We start from the raw sequence: 15,311 nt of genomic DNA on the forward strand, positions 1-15,311 counted from the left end.
CCTATTCTCCGAGATAAACTTGTTTAACTTCAGGGTGAGCCTGCACTTGGTCCATGGTACCTTCAGCCAACACATGACCTTGATGAAGCACGGTGACGTGGCTAGCAATCGAACGTACGAAATCCATATCGTGTTCAACCACAACCACCGAGTGCTTACCTGCCAGTGAGTTGAGTAACTCAGAGGTGCGATCCATCTCTTGGTGAGTCATACCTGCAACAGGTTCATCGACTAGCAGCAGCTTAGGGTTTTGCATCAACAACATACCGATCTCTAACCACTGTTTTTGTCCGTGAGACAGGTTACCCGCTAAATTTGCCGCTTCATCTTTGAGGTGAATAAGCTCTAGTACTGAGGTCAGTTTGTCTTTCTGCTCGCCAGACATCACGGCTGTGAAAGTCGCCCACACCGAGCGATCACCTGCCATGGCTAATTCAAGGTTCTGCCACACGGTTAAACATTCAATCACGGTCGGCTTTTGGAACTTACGCCCAACACCTGCATTAGCAATTTCAGCTTCGTTCATCTTGAGTAGATTGATGTTCGAACCTAGCCACACTTCGCCAGTATCTGGCTTAGTTTTCCCGGTGATGATGTCCATCATGGTCGTTTTGCCTGCGCCATTAGGACCAATGATGCAGCGCAGTTCGCCCTCTTTGATATAAAGGTTGAGGTCGTTTATCGCTTGGAAACCATCGAAGTTTTTATTGACGCCTTCCACGTACAACAACACGTTGTGACGGGTATCGATGGCAGGGTGAACATCGGGTTTAAGGTAATCGAAGACTTCGTCTCGACGAGTGAACGCCTGAACCGATTCCTTTACGCTGTTAAATGTGGTCATGCGATCGCCTCCTTGCCTTTATGTTGGTCATCCTTATCTTGCCCTTCGCCTTTTGAATTCGATGCCTTACGCATCTGTTGCCATTTTTCGCTAACAAAGCCAATCACACCTTGTGGGAAATACATGGTCGAAAGAACGAACAGACCACCGAGGGCGAATAACCACACCTCTGGGAATTCAACGGTAAACCAGCTCTTGGCGTAGTTAATGATCAGCGCACCCACAATGGCCCCAAACAGAGTGGCACGACCGCCTAAGGCAACCCAAACCACAATCTCAATCGAGTTAAGCGGCGCAAACTCTCCCGGGTTGATGATGCCGACTTGAGGAACATACAAAGCACCAGCAATACCCGCGATAACCGCAGACAAAACAAATACCCATAGCTTAATACCATCGACGTCGTAACCCATAAAGCGAGTGCGAGACTCGGTATCACGAATCGCCAGTGCCACACGCCCCAATCGACTGGTCACTACCATACGACACGCGATGTAGCTGAGGATGAGTGAGATGCCCGTCGCGACAAACAAACCAATCTTGACCGCATCACTCTGTAAACTAAGGCCGATGATGTCTTTGAAATCTGTCAGTCCGTTGTTGCCACCAAAGCCCATCTCGTTACGGAAGAACGCCAGCATCAAGGCGTAAGTTAACGCTTGAGTCATGATCGAAAGATACACACCAGACACACGAGAACGGAAAGCCAAATAACCGAACAAATAAGCCAATGCGCCCGGTACCAACACCACCATCAGACAAGCGAACCAGAACTGATCGAAGCCCTGCCAGAACCACGGCAACGCTGACCAATCAAGGAACACCATAAAGTCAGGCAAAACTGGATCACCATAAACCCCACGGTCACCAATCTGACGCATCAGATACATGCCCATCGCATAACCGCCAAGCGCAAAGAAAGCACCGTGACCTAGGCTCAATATGCCAAGATAGCCCCAGACAAGATCAAGTGCCAACGCCAACATTGCGTAGCTCAGGTATTTGCCCATCAGTGAGATAGTGAAGGTCTCAACATGAAGTGGGTGCCCACTTGATAACATGGTGTTAGCCAGTGGGATAAGAATCACGGCCGCAAGAATGGCAAGGATGGTCAGTTGCCCACCTTTATCACCACGCATCGCCGAAAGTACAAATGATTTAGACTGCATGATGTTGTCCTTAACCTTCAGCCGCACGACCACGTTGCGGGAACAATCCGCGTGGGCGTTTTTGAATAAATAGAATGATGAAAACCAGCACTAGAATCTTGGCGAGTACTGCGCCAGCCCAAGGCTCTAAGATCTTATTGAACAAGCCAAGGCTTAAGCCTGCGACTAATGTTCCCCACAAGTTGCCGACTCCACCAAACACCACCACCATGAAAGAGTCAATGATGTACGCTTGCCCCATATTAGGGCCAACGTTCGTCAGTTGAGACAGTGCTACACCTGCGACACCCGCCACGCCAGAACCTAAGCCAAAGGTCATCGCATCAACTCTTTCAGATCGAATACCCATCGCGCGCGCCATACCACGGTTTTGAGAAACCGCACGAACTTGCAAGCCTAACGGTGTCTTTTTCAGAACCATCAACAAGCCCATAAACACCAAACCACAGAACAAGATGATGTATAAGCGGTTGTAGGTCAGAGACAACATTGGATTCAATTGAAGTGCACCAGACATCCATTCAGGTGTGCTTACTGAGCGGTTCAAAGGAGAGAAAATAGAACGAACGGCTTGCTGCAAGATCAAGCTGATACCGAAGGTCGCAAGCAAGGTTTCCAATGGGCGACCGTAAAGGTGACGAATCACACTACGCTCTATCGCAATACCGACCAAACCAGACACAATAAACGCAGCCGGAATAGAGAGAATCAACGCTAAACCGATGTGGTTCGGCATCAACAACTGCAATACGTAGGTGGTGTAAGCGCCAATCATGATCAGCTCGCCATGGGCCATGTTGATTACGCCCATCACACCAAAAGTGATCGCCAAGCCTATGCCTGCCAACACCAATACCGAGCCTAAGCTCAAGCCAAAGAACACAGTCTCAACACCCGAGTACAGTGCTTGGCTCTGTTGATAATCGTCCATCGCACGCTCTGCCGCTGCCAAGACCTTTGGGTCTTGTTCGCTGTTGAGCAATTGATTCAAGGTTTTGAGCACCACTGAATGTTTGAAGTCACCAACTCGGTCAATCGAAGCCACACGCTCATCAATCGTGGCACTCTTATCAAGAGAGGTGAAAATGGCTAACGACAAGTCCATCAACTCAGCGACTTTGCCCTCTGACTCACTGGTTCTCAGCACCGCTAAACGATCGATGATATCTGAATCTTTGCTACCGAGCAGATCCACAACCGCTTTATAACGCACGTCTGGGTTACTGCTGTTCAGTCCAATCGAGGCAATTTCCCCACGCAAGATCCCGCGAAGCTTGTTGTTCACGCGAACCTTTTTAAATTGTCTAGCATTTTCGATACTGAGGCTAGATTCACCCCACACCGACTGAGCTGAGGTTGCCGTTTTAATGCTTTGAATCAGGTAGAGCTGTTTGTACTGCTCGCTTTGTTTGTCATTGAAGTAGTAAAGATTTCCGTTTAACCAGCCGTCCAGAATAGGTTTCGACACGTCTTCCTCTTGTGTCTCAATAACCCAATCGATAGCCAATTCTTTATCCGATGTTTTCTTACCAACTAGCGCCTTGGTAAAGCTAGCTTCATCCGTTATTCCAGCAAAAGCCAACTGAGCACTGACTGCCATAAGCAATAGCGCCTTAAATACGTTCAATACGTTTTTCATCCCTGCTTCCTTAATCCATCGAGCTAGATATTGTTATTTTTGCTCAGTGAACATGTGGAGAATTATTGTCAGTTGAAACGATGAGCCTTCCGTTTGCTTCACCTCTTAAACAGAGACGCTCTTCCCAAACAAGAAGGCTCAATATTCCTAAATTAACGCTCTAGTTACCGCCAGAACACTTCTTGGTTTCGACGTTAAACGCACCACATGAGAATGGCTTAGACCAACTAGAGAACAGCTTCGCTGATTCAGGTAAGTAACTAGACCAAGCATCACCCGCAACAAGGCCTGTGGTTTCCCAAACGATATCGAATTGACCATCGTCTTGGATTTCACCGATCAGGACAGGTTTAGTAATGTGGTGGTTTGGCAGCATGGTGGAGTAGCCGCCAGAAAGGTTAGGAACAGACACGCCAATCAAAGCATCTTGTACAGATTCAGGATCGGTTGTGCCCGCGTTGGTTACCGCTTGCGCCCACATGTTAAAGCCAACATAGTGCGCTTCCATTGGATCGTTGGTGACACGCTTTTCACTCTTGATGAATGACTGCCACGTTTCAACGAACTCTTCATTGGCTTCGGTATCAACACTCATGAAGTAGTTCCAAGCCGCTAGGTGACCAACCAGTGGTTCAGTATCCATACCTGACAGTTCTTCTTCACCAACAGAGAATGCAATTACCGGGATGTCTTCAGATGAAATGCCTTGAGCGCCTAGCTCTTTGTAGAAAGGGACGTTCGCATCGCCGTTCACAGTAGAAACCACTGCGGTTTTCTTACCTGCTTCGCCGAACTTTTTGATGTCTGAAACAATAGACTGCCAATCAGAGTGACCAAATGGCGTGTAGTTGATCATGATGTCTTCTTCTGCGACACCTTTATCTTTTAGGTAGGCTTCAAGGATCTTGTTGGTCGTACGTGGGTAAACGTAATCCGTGCCCGCGAGTACCCAACGTTCAACTTCAAGCTCTTCCATCAAATAATCGACGGCTGGAATCGCTTGTTGGTTTGGCGCAGCGCCGGTGTAGAAAACGTTTTTCGAAGACTCTTCACCTTCATACTGAACTGGGTAAAAAAGGATGCTGTTAAGCTCTTCAAATACTGGCAGCATGGATTTGCGCGATACCGATGTCCAACCACCGAAGACCACATCAACCTTCTCTTTTTCGATCAGCTCACGCGCTTTTTCTGCAAATAGCGGCCAGTTTGATGCTGGGTCAACAACCACAGGCTCTAGCTTTTTCCCCAGCAAGCCGCCCTTTTTGTTCTGCTCTTCGATGAGCATTAGCACGGTATCTTTTAGCGTGGTTTCACTAATCGCCATGGTGCCAGACAGTGAATGTAGAACGCCGACCTTGATGGTCTCGTCAGCCGCAAGCACTGATGCAGAAGAAAATGAAAGTGTTGTACACAGTGCAGCTAGCGATAAATTGAACACCTTGTTCATGATAGTACTCCATAATTGTATTTTTGTTATTCAATTACAGAGTTACAAGAAGAGTGCCAAACTTAAAAATTAACCATTAAAATCATAAGTCATTGTATTATTGGAACTAAAAAACCATTCACATCAATAGCGTGCATAGCAATCATGTAACTATGTTTCATACTGGTGCAGCGACGATAAGAATGAACCAAGATGATACATAACCGCACAATGGATACAAAAAAGGCCCAATACATAGGTATTAGGCCTCTATTAAATTGTATGGATTGCGATACTTAACCTTCTCGCTTTCAAGCTAGTCCGCAGCTTGGAACTCGAATTTTACTCTCGACTTAGATTTAAGCTCGTTACAATCAGCATTACAAAAATAGCTGGCAGCACCACAAGCTTGAAGCTTCTCTAGTTGGCTGTTGCACTCTGGGCAGAACCCAACTTTGGTAAAGTGAGCCTGACAACTTTCACAGTGATATTTACCATCCCAGCCTAGTTCTGACTGGCACTTAGGGCAGATATTTTCACTCATTAGCATTTCCTAATTCACTACTATTTTTACAATCTACTACTGCTGAGACTTAGCTTGCTTGATTTGGTACATGTTCTTATCAGCTTGTGCGATCAAAGCTTCTAACGACTCAGGATCTTTCGCGTAAGAAAGCCCTACACTGACTGCAAATTGAGTGTCGTTGATATAAAGAGCCTGTTCCAAAGTTCTTTCTAAGCTTCGATAAAAGTTAAGCACGCTTTCTTGATCGTCAAAGCAAGAGAACACCACAAACTCATCACCACCATAACGCCCGATCTTGGCACAGGCTGTGGTCGCCTCATCGAGCACTTTGGCAACCGCTAAAAGCACATCATCACCAAAGCTATGACCATAGGTGTCGTTGATTGATTTGAATTTATCGACATCAACAAACAAGCACGCCATCACCTTTTGTCCAAAACAGCGCTTGGTTAACACTTGTTCAGCTTCTCTTAACAAGGCTCGACGATTCAAACTGTGTGTCAGAGAGTCGCGGTTGGCAAAAAAGTTGAGTTGATTCTCCAACTCATACTTCTCGAGGGCGACTGAATACAGAGACGCTAATAGCTCTAGGATCTCTAGTTCAAACTCATGAGGCTCAGAAACATATTGGCTGTATATAGCGAAAGTACCAAGTACGTGCCCGTTTGACGAAAGAATTGGCACAGACCAGCATGCATGAAGATTAGCCTGGGTTGTTAACGCCAAGAAAGGAGCCCAGTTAGGGTGGGTATTGATGTCTGAAACCATCACTGCCTTTTTAAGCGCAGCAGCCTCACCACACGAACCAATTCCTACACCTATACCAACGCCCTCTATCTGTTGATTATAGAAATCAGGCAAATTTGGAGCATATTCGAAGTGCAAAGTCTGAGACTCAGCGTTGAGCAATAAGATTGAAGCCATACGCTGACCAAAAAGCTGCTCAGTAAGCTGAATGATCTTATGGTTTAAGTCCTTGCGATCCATCCCAAGGGCAAGCTTCCGAAGCAAACTATTGACAGCTCGGTGGCCTTCTAATAAAAATTGTTGTTCCATTCACTAAAGCTTTCAATTATGTAATTGGGTACAGCCTGTTCTTATGCAAGCTTGCTATTGGTTAATAATAACACACTAAGTTATTACCACACACAACCGAAGATCATAGGTTGATCTTTCGCTTTATCTATTTTGATCAGCGATCTACCCCAAAAAGAATATTTATATCACCACACACCGAAAGCATAAGTTACATGTGCTGCATTTCAATTTTAAATAGTCATTTATATTAAAAGTGACATATTAATACAAAATAAACAGCACAAGTCATTTCGTTCTGTAACCTAAATCATCGAATTACATGCGTCAGCATTTCAATGTGTTGGTCATCTAACTGGGTTAATTTAACCGATAATGCATTAAGCTCTGAGGTGTTCTCGATGTGAGTACCACCACACGGGATCGACACCAGCGTCTCAGCATCCAGTTGCCATTCCCAGTAACGAGAGTCAGTTAGAGCCTCACCTTCCAGTCTCATTGCGACTGGAGTCGGCTGTGTGAGCCAACCTGAAATCATCTGGTTAATGTCGGCTTCGATACCTTCAAGGTTTGCAAGCATATCTGCAACGTTCAAGCCGCGCTTCTTCAGAGTTTTACCCAAACGATACTTATCAGTACATAGCTCAGGAGTCACAAAGCTGGTCACTTGTGCGTAACTATTAAAGTCGTAACTTCCGAGCGGATCCTTTCTGTCGGCATCTTTGCGCCAGTAGCTTTTAGCCAATATTTTATTCAACGCTAAGAAAGCAATGTGACCCGCACTGTGACCACGACTCAAGCTTGCTTGATACTCTTTATCTACCGACAACACCACTTCGTCGTTAACATTAATCATAGAAGCTGATGCGGGTAGCTGGTGGACAACCACAAACGCCCAACCTTCCGTATCACGCTTAACAGGAATATCTGCTGCGATGTGAAGTTTGCCAGTAGATTGTTCTATTGCACCAACAAGGCACTCTTCCACTGGATATTGAACGTCATCAACAGTCACAAAACCTTGGTCTGCCGGATGATCAGGCCAAATATGACTTACTGGGTGAAAAGGCGTCATATCTGTGATCAGGTAGGTTGTACTGCTGTCGCTTTCTACATACAACGCTTTCGCCGTCAGTTGCCACGCTTGATGACAGAATTGAGTAATAGTTGGTGTGATTGCTTCAGCTTGTGTAATCAAATCGCTCGTGGTCATATTGTTCTTCTTTTGAAATCTAGTCTGATTCGTTAAGCCGTGACGATAAAAACAGATTGTTATGGCTTAACGTGAATTTTGCTTAAAAAAATACCCGAGACAGGCTCGGGTATCAAATCTATTGGAAAGGACTATTTACGACCTTTAACCATGCTCATCATACGCTTACGTTTACGCTCTTGAGAGATTGTCAGCTTGTTTGTCTTAGCTTCAAATGGGTTCTCGCTGTTCTGGAATTGAATGCGAATTGGTGTACCCATAATCTCTAGTGAACGACGGTAGTAGTTCATCAAGAATCGTTTGTATGAATCAGGTAAGTTACGTACTTGGTTACCGTGGATAACGATAATCGGTGGGTTATAGCCACCAGCGTGCGCGTATTTCAGTTTCACACGACGGCCACGAACCATAGGCGGTTGGTGATCATCAGTTGCCATTTTCATGATACGAGTTAGAACAGAAGTACCAACACGAGTCGTCGCTGACTTGTAAGCTTCTTGAACAGACTCAAACAAGTGACCAACACCTGTACCGTGAAGTGCAGAGATAAAGTGAATACGTGCGAAATCAACGAAACCTAAACGACGGTCTAGCTCTTTCTTAACGCGTTCTTTAACGTCGTTATCTAGGCCATCCCACTTGTTTACCGCAATCACGATTGAACGACCTGCGTTCAATGCAAAGCCCAACAAGCTTAGATCTTGATCAGAGATGTTTTCACGAGCATCGATAAGCAGCAATACAACGTTCGCATCTTCAATCGCTTTCAGCGTTTTAACTACTGAGAACTTCTCTACTGTTTCGTTGATGTTCTTACGACGACGAACACCCGCGGTATCGATTAGAACGTATTCACGCTCGTCACGCTGCATTGGGATGTAGATAGAGTCACGCGTCGTACCAGGCATATCGTAAACAACCACACGCTCTTCACCAAGAATACGGTTAGTTAGTGTTGATTTACCTACGTTAGGACGACCAATGATCGCTAGCTTGATAGGTTGATCTTGAAGACGCTTGAATTCTTCTTCAGCTTCTTCTTCTGTAAATTCAACCTGCTCTTCTTCTTCGTCTTCAAACTCAGTTAAATCGCTTACTTCGCCATTTTCCGCTTTTAGTGCTTCTGCGAACGGGTTAAGAGCAAGATCAATCAGCGCTGTTACACCACGACCGTGCGCAGCTGCGATTTGATACATGTCTTCTACGCCTAGTTGCCAGAAGTCAGCACTTGCAGCATCAGGGTCGATACCGTCAACCTTGTTTACTACTAGCATTGAAGGCTTTTCTAGCTGACGAAGGTGCTTAGCAATCGCTACGTCAGATGGTGTTAGACCAGCACGGCCATCTACCATAAATAGAACAACATCAGCTTCATCAATCGCCGCTAGCGACTGTTCAGCCATTTTAGTTTCAACACCTTCTTCAGTACCGTCGATACCACCAGTGTCAATAACAATAAAGTCATGCTCGCTAAAATGAGCATGGCCGTATTTACGGTCACGCGTTAAGCCAGGGAAATCCGCAACCAATGCATCACGAGTTCGAGTCAATCGGTTAAATAACGTAGACTTACCTACGTTCGGACGCCCTACTAGAGCAACAACAGGTACCATAACAACCTCTACAATTTCTTCTCTAAATGTAGTTATAGGTAAGCACTTGTTCGCAAGTTTAAACTCTTACCTATAACCACACGGTTTATTAATTTTTAACAACAAAACGGCTCCTAGCTGTTACCAACCAGGAGCCGACTATGAATTATATCACGCTTTTATTGGCTAATCGTCAGTTTCTTTACATCGCCATTGCGAGTCGTCACTAAGTAGCCTTCAGGTAATTCAATTGGTGCAACCGCAAAGCCGCTATCATCGACTAGCTGCTGAGCAACAAACTCACCCGATGAACGATCTAACCAGTGCAGATAACCTTCGGTGTCACCCACGACTACATAACCATTAATAATAGCAGGTGCTGTCAGTAAGCGGTTTTCTAGCAATGGAGTGCTCCAAAGTTCAGTACCGCTACGCGCATCAACCGCAACCACATGGTCTTTGTCGGTAACAACGAACAAACGACTACCGTCACTTGCTAAATCAATCGCAGACGAGTAGTTGCGCTTCCAAACTGGCTTACCAGAACGAAGATCGATAGCGATAAGCTGACCATTGATACCTACGGTATACAGTGTGCCGCCAAGAACAACTGGTGATGCATCAACATCAACCAAGCGATCAATTTCCGTAGCACCTTTTGGCGTGCCTACTGGCTGTTGCCAAATCAATTGACCACGGTCCACGATAGCAGCGGCTAAACGACCATTTGCCGTGCCCCAGAATACACCACCAGAAACCGCAACAGGTGTGCTGTCGCCACGCAGTGTTAGGCTTGGAACTTCAGTGCTGATTGTCCACTTCTGTTCGCCGCTTTCTTGGTCTAGTGCGATCATCATGCCGCGACTGGTGTGAATCAGTACCATGTTGCTTTCAGTCGCAGGGGATGCAAGCACCTCACCATTCACTGATACACGCCACAGTTCTTCACCGGTCGATTCGTCCATCGCGATCACTTCGCCATTTTCAGAACCAACAAACACTTTGCCGTAAGCAGCGGTTAAGCCGCCAGACAAACGAGCCAGTACTTCTTTCTCAAGATCTACTTTCCACAGCTCTTTACCTGTTTCAGGATCAAGCGCCTTAACGAGACCTTCACGGCTTGCAACAAACACTTTGTCGTAAGCCAATTCAGGCGTTAATTTTGAAAAGTAGTGACCAACACCATCACCAACCGACGTAGACCATTGCTGTTTAGGAGTGAACTCGCTGTTTACTGTTGGTACTGGAGCCATGATTACGGTGTCTTCTTCACCTGCACAGCCAGCTAGTAGGCCAAGAGCAATCGCACATAACGCCGCTTTTGGAAACATCTTCTTCATTCAAAGCGCCTTATTTAGCTAGGTCGTCAAGTTTGATTTGAAGCGTTTGGCTAGCATCAACAGCTTGCTGTGCTTCTGTGTAAGCACTGTATGCTGCGTCAGTGTCACCTTTACGAAGTGAAATATCACCGCGCAGTTCAGCAACACGGCCTTTCCAAGATTCGTCGGTCATTGCCGCAAGGTCAGTCAATGCTGCGTCAAATTCACCTTGTTCAGCTTTGATGCGTGCAACACGGTAAGTAAGTAGTGGCGCAAGTGCCACGTCCTTAGTTGCCGATTTTGCCCACTCTAGCTGTTCAAGTGCCGCCGCTAGATCGCCTGCTTGTACTTGTACTTTTGCTAGTTGCATAGCGGCAAGTACTGAGTACTCAGCGTCTTTGTTTGCGTCGATGAAAGCTTGAATATCAGATTGAGCATCAACACCCTTAACATCAAGAGCTGAAATTACAGAAGTGTAGCTTTCTGAAGCTGCTTCACGTGCTTCAACTACTGAATCTTGGTAATAGCGCCAGCCAAATAGACCACCTAAACCAATAACCGCACCAAAGATTACGGCTTTACCGTTCTCTTTCCACCAATCTTTAATGGCTTCAACCTGTTGCTCTTCGCTATCGTAAAGTTCCACTTCCTGTCCTCTTTAAATTCTTTAAACGCCAGCATAGTGCTGACGTTAGTATTCATTATGAGCGTTTGCTCAAGGGCTAATTAGATTAGCGCAGCAACTTTCTCTGCAACTTCCGTTTGAGACACGGTTTCTTGCTCGCCGCCAACCAAATCTTTTAGCACTACTGTATTGTCAGCAACTTCGTTCTCACCAAGTACAAGCGCTACAACAGCACCTACTTTGTCAGCACGTTTGAATTGCTTCTTGAAGTTACCACCACCGAAGTGGTTCATTACACGCACGCCTTCAACGGTGTCGCGTAATTGATTCGCTAACTGCATGCCCGCGATCATAGTACCTTCGCCAGCAGCCACTACGTAAACATCAACGCTACGGCGAACTTCTGTTAGCTCTAGCGTTTCCATCATCAGAACCAGACGCTCTAGACCCATTGCAAAACCAACCGCATTGGTCGCTTTACCGCCTAGTTGCTCGACAAGACCATCGTAACGGCCACCGCCACATACTGTACCTTGCGCACCAAGGCTGTCAGTGATCCACTCAAATACAGTGCGGTTGTAGTAATCTAGGCCACGTACTAGACGTTCATTAACTTGGTATTCGATACCAACTGCGTCAAGAAGTTCACACAAACCAGCAAAATGTTGCTTCGACTCTTCACCTAAATATTCAGATAGTCGAGGTGCGTCACCTAAGATAGCTTGAACGTCTGGGTTCTTAGTATCGAGTACACGAAGCGGGTTGGTGTGCATACGACGTTTACAGTCTTCATCTAGCACATCGATGTGTTGCTCAAGGAATGCCACTAACGCAGTGCGGTAGCTTACGCGATCTTCTTGAGAACCGATTGAGTTCAGCTCTAGGCGAACGTGCTTATCGATACCTAGCTCACGCCATAAACGTGCTGTCATCATGATAAGTTCTGCGTCTACGTCTGGACCGTCTAGGCCAAACACTTCCACACCACATTGGTGGAATTGACGGTAACGACCTTTTTGAGGACGCTCGTGACGGAACATTGGACCCATGTACCATAGGCGCTGTTCATCACGGTTGATAAGGCTGTTTTGAATACATGAACGTACACAACCTGCTGTGCCTTCTGGACGCAGCGTTAGGCTATCGCCATTACGGTCATCAAAGGTGTACATTTCTTTAGAAACAACGTCAGTTTCTTCACCAACCGCACGGCTAAATAGGTTCGTTTCTTCAACGATTGGCATACGTACTTCGTTGTAACCGTACGCGCTCACCACGTTTTTAACTGCGCTTTCTACTTTCTGCCACAGTGGTGATTGAGTTGGAAGGCAGTCGTTCATGCCTCGAATTGCTTGGATATTTTTAGCCACAGTATTTATTCCGTAATTTCTCACGACCAGGTGTTAGTGCGAATAGACAATCACACCCCATCGCGTTGTATTAATCTTCTAAGTTTTCTACATCAATGCGATTTGCTTTATCAAGCACTGACGCTTTTGCTCGGATCTTCGCTTCAAGCTTGTCGACAAGGTCATCGTTGTCAAAACGCTCTTTCTGACGCTTACCGTCTTCGTAGAAGGCACTCTTACGTGCACTACCCGCTAGACCTAAGTGAGACACTTCAGCTTCACCAGGGCCGTTAACCACACAACCGATGATTGATACATCCATTGGGGTGATAACGTCTTCTAGGCGCTCTTCAAGGGCATTAACGGTGTTGATAACATCGAACTCTTGACGAGAACAGCTCGGGCACGCAATGAAGTTGATGCCACGCGAGCGAATGCGCAAAGATTTAAGAATATCAAAGCCAACTTTGATCTCTTCAACAGGATCAGCGGCTAACGAGATACGTAGCGTATCGCCGATACCTTCAGAAAGAAGCATACCTAAACCAACAGAAGACTTAACGGCACCAGCGCGTGCACCACCCGCTTCAGTAATACCAAGGTGAAGCGGCTGATCAATTTGCTTAGCCAGCAAACGGTAAGAACCGACGGCTAGGAAGACATCAGACGCCTTAACGCTGACTTTAAATTGATCAAAGTTCAGACGGTCTAGGATATCTACGTGACGCATCGCTGATTCAACAAGCGCTTCAGCTGTAGGTTCTGTGTATTTCTCTTGGATCTCTTTCTCAAGAGAACCACCGTTAACACCAATACGAATCGGAATATTCATATCACGTGCACAATCAACAACTGAGCGGATACGGCTTTCGTTACCGATGTTACCTGGGTTGATACGCAGACAGTCAACGCCGTACTCTGCCACTTTAAGAGCAATACGGTAGTCGAAGTGAATGTCAGCCACCAAAGGAACAGAGACCTGCTGCTTGATTAGCTTAAAGGCTTCAGCGGCATCCATAGTCGGTACAGATACGCGAACGATATCAGCGCCAACTTTTTCCAAAGCTCGAATTTGAGCAACGGTCGCGGCTACATCTGTTGTTCTTGTGTTGGTCATGGATTGCACAGCAATTGGTGCACCATCACCGATCGGCACATCACCCACATAAATACGGGTTGATTTGCGACGAATAATAGGAGATTCGTGTTGCATATTAACTCTAAGGTAAGGTTATTCTAGCTACTTTGCCTGAAGTATACCCAGAAAGGTCGACAGGTTCACTTGCAAATGTCATCGATACGCCCTCTGGCGCACCTAGAATCACTTTATATGGCGCAGTTCCTGATAGATTTAATGACTGACCTGCTTTTTTAATGCCAGTCGACAGGGTTTTACCCGTCGCATCTTTTACTTGGATCCAACAATCAGCAGAGAACTGCATCACTAACTCGTTCGCTACAGCTTCAGGAGCAGTGCTTGTTTCAACCACCTCTGGCTCAGCAGCAACTACTGCTGCGGTTTCTGTTGCTGATTGTGCGTTAGTCTCATCAGTTTGCGTTAAAGCCTCTGAAGTGTCTGCCGCGTCACTGATTGCAGTAACGCCTTCAGTGTCTTCAATAACAGAAGCAGCAGCGTCGTTTTGTTCCGCTTCAATCACTTCTAAAGAAGCAAACTCAGGATCAAGTGGCTCTTCTACGGCAAGCTCTTCTGAGCTTTCAGTATTGACTAGGGATTGAGATAGCGTGTCTTGCTGTTGGTTCTGCCACCACCAAAGTGAAGAGATACCAGCAATTACTGCAAAAATGCTCCAAGTCAGGATCATAATGCGGCTGTTGTGCTTCTCGGTTTTTGTTTTACGAGAGAAGCTCAGCATTTCTTGTTCTTGATGTTGAGCATCACCCGCATGGTGAAGTGCGTTCAGTACCACTTTTTCATCAAGATTGACGTATTTCGCGTATGAACGAATGTAGCCACGCATGAACGTTGCGACTTGGTCTGATTCGAATTGGTTTTCTTCAATTTGCTGGATCAACGTAATACGAAGTTTCAGGCGATCTGAAATCTGCTTTTGCGTTAAACCAAGAGATTCGCGCTTGTTCTTAAGCAGCGTTCCCGCTTCCAAAGCAGGAGCAATCGTTTCTTGCGTTTGTGTTTCGTGTTCTGTGTTCATAGAGAGTGAACTTCTAAAGTATTATCGCAGGTTGACGAGAGCGGTTTTTATTGTCGTTTAAGCTCAATCTAACAACCCACTTTATGTGGAATTTTTCCTGTTACCTAAATCATCAACCCTTAAAGACGAACGTCACGCATATTGTTACGGGTGACCTTCTCAGGAAGCTAGTTTATCAAGTAGCCAACCTAAATAGACATATTGATGATCAGTAGCAAGCGAGCACTTAAATTAATTTAAGATTAGTTAATCATAAGCTAATGCCATTACAAGGCAAAAACACTTTAAACAAAATTTACCGTCAGCTCATGGTTTTGTCCAAAATTTGACGAAAAATGTAAGAAAGCGTGGGCAAGAAGTCCAAAAATAGAAAAACTATACCCCAGAAAAGCAACAAGCCAGA

Annotated in this window: 13 protein-coding genes; all 13 read right to left on the reverse strand. The window is 45.8% G+C overall.

Going from position 1 to position 15,311, the window contains the following annotated elements; all coding sequences use genetic code 11:
* Nucleotide 1 precedes the first annotated feature (1 nt).
* Nucleotides 2-844 carry an urea ABC transporter ATP-binding protein UrtD gene (gene urtD, locus L1D22_RS02405; RefSeq protein ID WP_239828581.1) on the reverse strand — a complete coding sequence of 281 codons (843 nt, stop codon included), beginning with the start codon at nucleotides 842-844 and terminating at the stop codon, nucleotides 2-4.
* Nucleotides 841-2,013, reverse strand: a complete 1,173-nt coding sequence (gene urtC / locus L1D22_RS02410) for an urea ABC transporter permease subunit UrtC (protein WP_239828582.1) — start codon at nucleotides 2,011-2,013, stop codon at nucleotides 841-843. Before urtC ends, urtD begins: the two co-directional genes overlap by 4 nt.
* A 10-nt stretch (nucleotides 2,014-2,023) precedes the next feature.
* Entirely contained in the window at nucleotides 2,024-3,652 is a 1,629-nt protein-coding gene (gene urtB / locus L1D22_RS02415; protein WP_239828583.1) for an urea ABC transporter permease subunit UrtB, read from the reverse strand.
* A gap of 160 nt (nucleotides 3,653-3,812) precedes the next feature.
* Nucleotides 3,813-5,099 (reverse strand): urea ABC transporter substrate-binding protein, encoded by a 1,287-nt coding sequence (gene urtA, locus L1D22_RS02420; protein WP_017629853.1) that lies wholly within the window; start codon nucleotides 5,097-5,099, stop codon nucleotides 3,813-3,815.
* A gap of 295 nt (nucleotides 5,100-5,394) precedes the next feature.
* Nucleotides 5,395-5,622, reverse strand: coding sequence for a zinc ribbon domain-containing protein (locus L1D22_RS02425; protein ID WP_239828584.1), 228 nt, complete (start codon nucleotides 5,620-5,622; stop codon nucleotides 5,395-5,397).
* Between the two features lie 36 nt (nucleotides 5,623-5,658).
* On the reverse strand, nucleotides 5,659-6,660 hold the full coding sequence (locus tag L1D22_RS02430) for a sensor domain-containing diguanylate cyclase (RefSeq protein ID WP_239828585.1): 1,002 nt from the start codon (nucleotides 6,658-6,660) through the stop codon (nucleotides 5,659-5,661).
* A 289-nt stretch (nucleotides 6,661-6,949) separates the two neighbouring features.
* Nucleotides 6,950-7,852 (reverse strand): alanyl-tRNA editing protein, encoded by a 903-nt coding sequence (locus L1D22_RS02435; RefSeq protein ID WP_239828586.1) that lies wholly within the window; start codon nucleotides 7,850-7,852, stop codon nucleotides 6,950-6,952.
* 131 nt (nucleotides 7,853-7,983) lie between these two features.
* On the reverse strand, nucleotides 7,984-9,465 hold the full coding sequence (gene der, locus L1D22_RS02440; RefSeq protein ID WP_017629857.1) for a ribosome biogenesis GTPase Der: 1,482 nt from the start codon (nucleotides 9,463-9,465) through the stop codon (nucleotides 7,984-7,986).
* A 158-nt stretch (nucleotides 9,466-9,623) separates the two neighbouring features.
* Entirely contained in the window at nucleotides 9,624-10,784 is a 1,161-nt protein-coding gene (bamB, locus tag L1D22_RS02445) for an outer membrane protein assembly factor BamB (protein ID WP_239828587.1), read from the reverse strand.
* Nucleotides 10,785-10,794: 10 nt separating this feature from the next.
* A complete protein-coding gene (locus L1D22_RS02450) occupies nucleotides 10,795-11,409 on the reverse strand; it encodes a YfgM family protein (protein WP_239828588.1) in 615 nt (204 codons plus the stop codon).
* Between the two features lie 80 nt (nucleotides 11,410-11,489).
* Nucleotides 11,490-12,758 (reverse strand): histidine--tRNA ligase, encoded by a 1,269-nt coding sequence (gene hisS / locus L1D22_RS02455; protein ID WP_017062514.1) that lies wholly within the window; start codon nucleotides 12,756-12,758, stop codon nucleotides 11,490-11,492.
* 70 nt (nucleotides 12,759-12,828) lie between these two features.
* On the reverse strand, nucleotides 12,829-13,950 hold the full coding sequence (gene ispG / locus L1D22_RS02460) for a flavodoxin-dependent (E)-4-hydroxy-3-methylbut-2-enyl-diphosphate synthase (protein ID WP_017629859.1): 1,122 nt from the start codon (nucleotides 13,948-13,950) through the stop codon (nucleotides 12,829-12,831).
* Between the two features lie 7 nt (nucleotides 13,951-13,957).
* On the reverse strand, nucleotides 13,958-14,908 hold the full coding sequence (rodZ, locus tag L1D22_RS02465) for a cytoskeleton protein RodZ (protein ID WP_239828589.1): 951 nt from the start codon (nucleotides 14,906-14,908) through the stop codon (nucleotides 13,958-13,960).
* Between the last annotated feature and the right edge of the window lie 403 nt (nucleotides 14,909-15,311).

This window comes from Vibrio sp. Isolate34 (assembly GCF_022397915.1).
Classification (GTDB): Bacteria; Pseudomonadota; Gammaproteobacteria; order Enterobacterales; family Vibrionaceae; genus Vibrio.

Coding starts and splice junctions, on each gene's coding strand:
- urtD (WP_239828581.1), bottom strand. CDS start 844: ATGACCACATTTAACAGCGTAAAGGAATCGGTTCAGGCGTTCACTCGT.
- urtC (WP_239828582.1), bottom strand. CDS start 2,013: ATGCAGTCTAAATCATTTGTACTTTCGGCGATGCGTGGTGATAAAGGT.
- urtB (WP_239828583.1), bottom strand. CDS start 3,652: ATGAAAAACGTATTGAACGTATTTAAGGCGCTATTGCTTATGGCAGTC.
- urtA (WP_017629853.1), bottom strand. CDS start 5,099: ATGAACAAGGTGTTCAATTTATCGCTAGCTGCACTGTGTACAACACTT.
- L1D22_RS02425 (WP_239828584.1), bottom strand. CDS start 5,622: ATGAGTGAAAATATCTGCCCTAAGTGCCAGTCAGAACTAGGCTGGGAT.
- L1D22_RS02430 (WP_239828585.1), bottom strand. CDS start 6,660: ATGGAACAACAATTTTTATTAGAAGGCCACCGAGCTGTCAATAGTTTG.
- L1D22_RS02435 (WP_239828586.1), bottom strand. CDS start 7,852: ATGACCACGAGCGATTTGATTACACAAGCTGAAGCAATCACACCAACT.
- der (WP_017629857.1), bottom strand. CDS start 9,465: ATGGTACCTGTTGTTGCTCTAGTAGGGCGTCCGAACGTAGGTAAGTCT.
- bamB (WP_239828587.1), bottom strand. CDS start 10,784: ATGAAGAAGATGTTTCCAAAAGCGGCGTTATGTGCGATTGCTCTTGGC.
- ispG (WP_017629859.1), bottom strand. CDS start 13,950: ATGCAACACGAATCTCCTATTATTCGTCGCAAATCAACCCGTATTTAT.
- rodZ (WP_239828589.1), bottom strand. CDS start 14,908: ATGAACACAGAACACGAAACACAAACGCAAGAAACGATTGCTCCTGCT.